The sequence below is a fragment of the Streptomyces sp. NPDC096046 genome (assembly GCF_040303285.1).
In the GTDB taxonomy this organism is placed as follows: Bacteria; Actinomycetota; Actinomycetes; order Streptomycetales; family Streptomycetaceae; genus Streptomyces.
Genome location: NZ_JBEOSZ010000001.1, coordinates 374,714 through 381,269, shown reverse-complemented (window position 1 = coordinate 381,269; position 6,556 = coordinate 374,714). Strand labels below are relative to the sequence as shown.

General features: G+C 73.9%; 5 protein-coding genes. 2 read left to right on the top strand and 3 right to left on the bottom strand.

Features of this window, described 5'->3' with window-relative positions:
* The coding region (locus ABTX62_RS01805; RefSeq protein WP_502997887.1) for a response regulator at window positions 1–2,179 on the top strand (2,179 nt) is incomplete at its 5' end.
* Window positions 2,180–2,202: 23 nt separating this feature from the next.
* On the opposite strand, the gene ABTX62_RS01800 is transcribed toward ABTX62_RS01805, so the two are convergent.
* On the bottom strand, window positions 2,203–2,781 hold the full coding sequence (locus tag ABTX62_RS01800; RefSeq protein ID WP_283972296.1) for a TetR/AcrR family transcriptional regulator: 579 nt from the start codon (window positions 2,779–2,781) through the stop codon (window positions 2,203–2,205).
* Between the two features lie 128 nt (window positions 2,782–2,909).
* Between ABTX62_RS01800 and ABTX62_RS01795 the strand changes: the two genes are divergently transcribed.
* Complete coding sequence (locus ABTX62_RS01795) at window positions 2,910–4,109, top strand: MFS transporter (protein WP_352114319.1); 1,200 nt, start codon at window positions 2,910–2,912, stop codon at window positions 4,107–4,109.
* Window positions 4,110–4,162: 53 nt separating this feature from the next.
* On the opposite strand, the gene ABTX62_RS01790 is transcribed toward ABTX62_RS01795, so the two are convergent.
* Together ABTX62_RS01790 and ABTX62_RS01785 are read right to left on the bottom strand one after the other, a co-directional pair.
* Entirely contained in the window at window positions 4,163–5,806 is a 1,644-nt protein-coding gene (locus tag ABTX62_RS01790) for a long-chain fatty acid--CoA ligase (protein ID WP_352114415.1), read from the bottom strand.
* A 159-nt stretch (window positions 5,807–5,965) separates the two neighbouring features.
* Window positions 5,966–6,526 (bottom strand): SigE family RNA polymerase sigma factor, encoded by a 561-nt coding sequence (locus ABTX62_RS01785; protein ID WP_352114318.1) that lies wholly within the window; start codon window positions 6,524–6,526, stop codon window positions 5,966–5,968.
* Window positions 6,527–6,556: the final 30 nt, after the last annotated feature.

Below are 6,556 nucleotides of genomic sequence, written 5' to 3'. Positions count from 1 at the left end.
CGCTCCCGCCCAGGTCGGCGTCGCCGCTTCCCCGGCCCCTCCGGGTACGGCCGTGCCGCCGCAGGGCATGCCGGTCCCCGCGCAGGGCAACGCACCTCACGCCCAGGGCGACGACGTTGCGCCCCAGGGCGACCTCCCGCACGGGAACGCCCCGCAGGGCAGCCATCCGCAGGGCACCGCCGTCCCGCCACACGGCGTCGCCGTACCCCCACAAGGCACCCTCCAGCACGGGAGCCCCCCTCAAGGCACCCACCCGCAGGGCACCGCCGTCCCGCCACACGGCGTCGCCGTACCCCCACAAGGCACCCTCCAGCACGGGAGCCCCCCGCAAGGCACCCACCCGCAGGGCACCGCCGTCCCGCCACACGGCGTCGCCGTACCCCCACAAGGTGTCGCCGTGCCGCAGGGCGTGTCCGTCCCGGCTCAGGGCGGGCTCGGGCACAGCGTGCAGGCGGCTCTCCCGGGGCAGGCGGTGCAACCCCCGGCCCCGGCCCAACCTCTGCCGCAGCAGGGCGTCGCCGCACCGGGGCAGCAGTCCTCCGTCGGCCTGCCGCTCCCCGCTGAGGCCGCTGCCGGGCAGGTCGCACCGACCCAGGGGGCGGGGGCGTCTCCCCTGAGCACGCCTCCCCAGGGTCCGCCGCCGCAGAGCACGGCCGTTCCGGGAACGCCTCCCCACGGCACCAACGCCCACGGGACGCCTCCCCACGGCATGAACGCCCACGGAGCGCCGCCGCAGGGCGACGCCCCCCGGCCCTGGCCCGCCACCGACGACACGGGCGCGGGTGCCGCACACCCCGCGCCCCCGGACGGCGCGCCGCGGGCCCCGCAGCAGAACACCCCAGCCCCGGGCACCCCGCTGCCGCCGGAGGGCGCGCCGCGGGCGGCTCAGCCGCTGCCCGCCGAGGCCGCCGCGCCCGTCGACCCGAACTCCACACAGGGGCGGGCGATCAGTGTGCGGACGCTGGGGCAGGGCGTGCCGTTCAACCGGCAGGCGGCCCACGCGCAGCAGCCGTCGGCCATGCCGGTCCCTCAGTCCGTGCCGCAGCAGTCGGCGACGCCTCCCCCGCACCAGCCGGGTGGATCGGGCCGGCGCCGCAAACTCGGGACGCCGCCCGACCCGGCGACGCGTGCGGACCAGGCGGGCCGCCCGGAGCAGGGGCAGTCGCGTCCGACCGCCCAGGCGCCCCGTCCGGAACAGGCCGCGCGGCCGCACCGGACCGGCGAGCACACCCCGCCGCCGCTGTCCGCCCCCGCCCCCGCCCCCGCCCCGGCGCAGCCGTCCCTCGCCGGGCAGTCGCGGCTGGCTCAGCTGACCGAGGGCGGTGGACGGTCGTACGCCATAGGCGCGCCCGACGAGAACGCCGCCGAGGGGCCCGAACCGCTGGACGGGCCCGGTGGGGCCGTCGAGGTGGCCGATCCCCCGCGGCCACAGCCGATGGACGACGAGCTGCCGCCCGAGCCACTGGACAACCCGCGGCGGCTGCTGGTGTGGCCGGCGCCGGACGTCAGCACGCAACAGGCGCTGAGCGACCGCGGCTACCGGCCGGTGATCGTGCATTCGCGCGAGGAGGTCGACGCGCAGATCGCGGCCTTCCCCGCCGCGCTGTTCGTCGACCCGCTGACCGGGCCGATCACGCGTACGGCGCTGCAGTCGCTGCGCCAGGCCGCCGTGGCCGCCGAGGTGCCCGTCCTGGTCACGGCCGGGCTCGGGCAGGCCTCGCGGGACGCGGCGTACGGTGCCGATCCGGCCGTGCTGCTGAAGGCGCTGGCGCCGCGCGACAGTGAGCAGCATCCGCCGCGGGTGCTGCTGATCGAGGAGCACGCGGAGATCGCGCTGGCGCTGACGGCGACGCTGGAGCGGCGCGGGATGCAGGTCGCGCGGGCGGCGAGCGACGCGGACGCGGTGATGCTGGCGGGGCAGTTCCGGCCGAACCTGGTCGTGATGGATTTGCTGCAGGTGCAGCGGCGGCAGGAGGGCTTCGCCGGGATCATCGACTGGCTGCGGGCGAACGGGCAGCTCAACCGCACCCCGCTGGTCGTCTACACCGCCGCCGTCGACCCGGCCGACCTGCCGCGGCTGGCCTCCGGGGAAACGGTGCTGTTCCTCGCGGAGCGGTCCACCAGCTCCGAGGTGCAGTCCAGGATCGTCGAACTGCTCAGCCGGATCGGCACCAACTAGCCGGTCGGGCGCCTCAGCGGGCCCTAGCGTGCCGTCAGCCGGCGTGCGGCCTCCTTCACCGAGGCTCGCAGGCGGTCCCGGTCCGGGTCCCCCTCGCCGACCAGGATGCGCCGCATCTGGGGGACGACGGCGGTCCAGTTGGTCAGGGCGGTCAGCAGGAAGAGCAGGTCGGCCGCCGGGATGGCGTCGGTGACGGCTCCCCGGGCCTGGCCGTCCCGGAGGGCGGCGACCTTGCGGGCGTAGTGCTCCTGGCGGTCGGACTCGTGGGGCAGTTCGGTGCTGCCGTACTCCAGGCCCTCCCAGAAGAGCAGGCGCAGCAGCTCCGGGTGGGCGGCGTGGTAGTCCATCAGGCGGTCGACCCAGCCCTCGATGTCGTCCGGGTCGACGGGGACGGCCTCGGCGAGGTGGAGCATCTTCTTCTCCAGGACGATGGCGAACAGCTCCGCCTTGTTGCCGAAGTAGGCGTAGATGAGCTGCTTGTTGGCCTTCGCCTCACCGGCGATGCGGTCGATGCGGGCGCCGGCGATGCCGTGCCGGGCGAACTCGGCGACCGCCGCTTCGAAGATGCGGGCCTTGGTGGCCTCGGGGTCCCTTGCTGCCATGGGGAGAGGGTAGCGCGCCGAGGTAACCAACTGTTTGGTTGACACGGAATGCCGGGACGGCCCAGACTGTTTCCCCATCAGCCAACCAACCAGTTAGTTGTTAGAGTCGACTCCAAGGACTCCCCTCCATGCCGTCAGCGACCACGACCACAGTCCAGGCCGGCGCCCCCGTGCGACAGGCCCGTACCCCCGCCCCCGGCCTCTTCCTCACCCTGCTCGCCGTGTGCAGCGCGGTCACCGCCGCCAACATCTATCTCGCCGCACCGCTGCTCCCGCTCATGGCCCGTGACTTCGGCTCGGCACCCTCGGCCATCGCCTGGATCGCCTCGGTCGCCCAGCTCGGCTACGCGGTCGGCCTGCTGTTCTTCGCCCCGCTCGGCGACAGCGCGAACCGGCGCCGGCTGGTCGCGGGGCTCACGCTCGTCACCGCTCTCGCGCTGGGTGCCGGTGCGGCCGCCCCGGGCATCGCCGCCCTCGCGGCCGCGATGTTCGTCGCCTCGGCCGCGACCGTCATCCCGCAGCTGCTCGTCCCGCTGGTCGCCGAGCGCGCCCCCGCCGAGCGGCGCGCCCGGCATGTGGCGGCCGTCATCGCGGGCCTGTTCACCGGCATCGTCGGGGCCCGGGTGCTGGGCGGGCTGGCCGGGCAGGCCTTCGGCTGGCGGTGGGTGTTCGCGGGCGCGGCCGTGCTCACCCTCGTCCTGGGGCTCGCGACCGCGGTGGTCCTGCCGTCGCGGCGGCGCCGGCAGGGTCCGCTGTTCGCGGGGCTGGTCGCGCTGCCGTCCGTGCTGCGGAGCTCGCCCGACCTGTGGCGGGCGTGTGTGCGACAGGCCGGGATGTTCGGTGCGTGGAGCGCCCTGTGGACCTCACTGGCCCTGCTGCTGACCGGGCCGGAGTACGGGCTGTCCACCGCCACCGCCGGGCTGTTCGGGCTGTTCGGGCTGACCGCGAGCGCGGTGGCGCCGCTGGCGGGCGGGCTGGTGGACCGGTTCGGCGCCGGCAAGGTCGTGCGGTCGGCGTATGCGGTCGCCGCCGTGTCCGTGCCCCTGTTCTGGCTGGGCGGGCAGGTGCTGTGGGCGCTGTTCGCCGCCGCGATCGCCGTGCACGCGGCGCTGGTCGCCTCTCATGTCGCCAACCAGACCCTCGCCCTGACCGCCACCTCCACCCCGGCCACCGCCAACACCGCCTATGTGGTCGCCGGGTTCGCGGGCGGCGCCGCCGCCTCCGCTCTCGCCGGGGCCGCCTTCAGCCACTTCGGCTGGGGCGGGGTGTGCGCGGTGGCGGGTCTGTGGCTGGTGCTGGGGTGGGGGCCGACCTCCGTACGGCGGTGATGGCCGCCGTACGCCGGTGACGTGCCGGCGTACGGCGCACCCGCGCGGGCGGGTCAGAGCCGGGTGACGTCCAGCTCCCCCTGGGCGTACTGCCTGCGCAGCACCTTCTTGTCGAACTTGCCGACGCTCGTCTTCGGGACCGACTCGATGATCGTCCAGCGCTCCGGGAGCTGCCACTTGGCGATGCGTCCCTCGTCGGCGAGGAAGTCGCGCAGGGTCTCGAAGGTGGCCGTGGAGCCCTCCTTGAGGACGACCGTGGCCAGGGGGCGCTCGCCCCACTTGTCGTCCGGGACGGCGACGACGGCCGCCTCGGTGACGTCGGGGTGGGACATCAGCGCGTTCTCCAGCTCCACCGACGAGATCCACTCGCCGCCGGACTTGATGACGTCCTTGGCCCGGTCGGTGAGGGTGAGGTAGCCGTCGGCGGAGATGGTGCCGACGTCGCCCGTCTTGAGCCAGCCGTCCTCGCTGAACTTGTCGGCGGGGCGCAGCGGCTCGGCGCCGGGGCCGTTGTAGTAGGCGCCCGCGATCCAGGGGCCGCGCACCTCCAGCTCACCGGCCGACTCCCCGTCCCAGGGGAGGCGTTCGCCGCCGGGGCCGGTCAGGCGGGCTTCGACACCGGCGGGGAAGCGGCCCTGGGTGAGGCGGTAGGCGAACTCCTCCTCCGTGCCGACCGCGCCGGCCGGCGGACGGGCGATCGTGCCCAGCGGGGACGTCTCCGTCATGCCCCAGGCGTGGCAGACCCGCATGCCCAGCTTGTCGAAGGCCTCCATCAGCGACGGCGGACAGGCCGATCCGCCGATGGTGACCTGGGTGAGGGAGGAGACGTCCCGGGGGTGGGCGGTCAACTCCGCGAGCAGGCCCTGCCAGATGGTCGGCACGGCGGCGGCGTGGGTCGGCCGCTCGCCCTCGATCATCGCGGCGAGCGGGGCCGGCTGGAGGAAGCGGTCCGGCATCAGCATGTTCACGCCGGTCATGAACGTGGCGTGCGGCAGGCCCCAGGCGTTCACATGGAACTGGGGGACCACGACCAGGGAGGTGTCCTCGTCGGTCAGGCCCATCGACTGGGCCATGTTGACCTGCATGGAGTGCAGGTAGATGGAGCGGTGGCTGTAGACGACGCCCTTGGGGTCGCCGGTGGTGCCGGAGGTGTAGCACATGGCGGCGGCCTGGCGTTCGTCCAGTTCGGGCCAGTCGTACGACGTCGGCTTACCGGCGATCAGGTCCTCGTACTCGTGCACGCGGACGGCCGCGTCGGCGAGGAGCGAGCGGTCTCCGGGGCCCGTGACGACCACGTGCTCGACCGGCTTCAGGTGCGGCAGCAGCGGGGCGAGCAGGGGGAGCAGCGAACCGTTGGCGATGATCACGCGGTCGGCGGCGTGGTTGACGATCCAGGCCAGCTGCTCGGGCGGGAGGCGGAGGTTCAGGGTGTGCAGGACCGCGCCCATGGACGGGATCGCGAAGTACGCCTCGACGTGTTCCGCGTTGTTCCAGGCCAGGGTCGCCACCCGCTCGTCGCCGGTGACACCGAGGTCGTCCCGCAGCGCGTGGGCGAGCTGGGCCGCGCGGGCGCCGATCTCCGCGTAGGAGCGGCGGTGCGGCTCGTCCTCACCGGTCCAGGTGGTCACCTGTGAGGTCCCGTGGATCGTCGACCCGTGGGTCAGGATCCTCGAGATCAGCAGCGGTACGTCCTGCATCGTGCTCAGCACGGCGTCCTCCCGGGGGCGACATTGCCTACGCGGTGGTAAAGGTTGTGCCGATTCTGCGCACATACCACGCGGTATGTCACTAGGTCCGGGTGATCGATCGGATCACGCCATGCCGGAGGGACAGCTCACAAGCGGCCGGACACCCTCTCACTGGCGGACGAGTCCCAGCTCAGCGTCCTCGCGGAGCTTGCCGATCGCCCGGGAGACGGCCGACTTCACCGTGCCCACCGAGACGCCCAGCACCTCGGCCGTCTGGACCTCGCTGAGGTCCTCGTAGTACCTGAGGACCACCATCGCCCGCTGCCGGGCGGGCAGCCGCATGATCGCCCGCCACATCGCGTCGCGCAGCGCCTGCTGCTCGGCCGGGTCGTCGCCGGCGGCCACCGGGTCGGGCTCGGGCAGCTCGTCGCAGGCGAACTCGTCGACCTTGCGCTTGCGCCACTGCGAGGTCCGGGTGTTCAGCAGCGCCCGGCGCACATAGCCGTCGAGGGCGCGGTGGTCCTCGATGCGCTCCCAGGCGACGTACGTCTTGGTGAGGGCGGTCTGCAGCAGGTCCTCGGCGTCGCTCGGATTGCCGGTGAGCGAGCGGGCGGTACGCAGCAGCACCGGCTGGCGGGCCCTGACGTAGGACGAGAACGACGGATACGGAAGGGTCTGCGCCGCCGGTTCGGCCGCCTTCGAAGCGCTCGTGCAGACGAGTGTGGTCATGGCTCAACGCTAGGAGCGACGGCATGGTGA

What these genes read in the sequence shown, in the direction of transcription:
- ABTX62_RS01800 (WP_283972296.1), bottom strand. Translation starts at nt 2,781, where the DNA reads ATGGCAGCAAGGGACCCCGAGGCCACCAAGGCCCGCATCTTCGAAGCG.
- ABTX62_RS01795 (WP_352114319.1), top strand. Translation starts at nt 2,910, where the DNA reads ATGCCGTCAGCGACCACGACCACAGTCCAGGCCGGCGCCCCCGTGCGA.
- ABTX62_RS01790 (WP_352114415.1), bottom strand. Translation starts at nt 5,806, where the DNA reads ATGCAGGACGTACCGCTGCTGATCTCGAGGATCCTGACCCACGGGTCG.
- ABTX62_RS01785 (WP_352114318.1), bottom strand. Translation starts at nt 6,526, where the DNA reads ATGACCACACTCGTCTGCACGAGCGCTTCGAAGGCGGCCGAACCGGCG.